The sequence below is a fragment of the Stenotrophomonas sp. GbtcB23 genome (assembly GCF_019091045.1).
GTDB lineage: Bacteria > Pseudomonadota > Gammaproteobacteria > Xanthomonadales > Xanthomonadaceae > Stenotrophomonas > Stenotrophomonas rhizophila_A.
The window spans coordinates 1-230 of the sequence record NZ_JAGXKC010000773.1 but is presented as its reverse complement, the minus strand read 5'-3'; the positions used below and the strand labels follow the sequence as shown (position 1 = coordinate 230).

General features: G+C 70.0%; 1 protein-coding gene. It reads left to right on the top strand.

Features of this window, described 5'->3' with window-relative positions:
• On the top strand, positions 1 to 230 hold a 230-nt coding region (locus KVS69_RS20880), incomplete at both ends, for a fibronectin type III-like domain-contianing protein (protein ID WP_217540269.1).

Below are 230 nucleotides of genomic sequence, written 5' to 3'. Positions count from 1 at the left end.
TGCGCCTGGATGCGCCCCGCATTCCCGCAGACGGGAAACTCAAGGTGCAGGAGGACGTGGCCAATACCGGCAAGCGCGCCGGCGATGAAGTGGTGCAGCTGTACATGCGGCGGGGCGATGCGGCGCCGGGTGATGCACAGCAGGCGCTGCGCGGCTTCCAGCGCGTCCAGCTGGCCCCGGGCGAGCGGCGCACTATTGCGTTCGATCCGGATGCAACGCAGGCCCTGCGC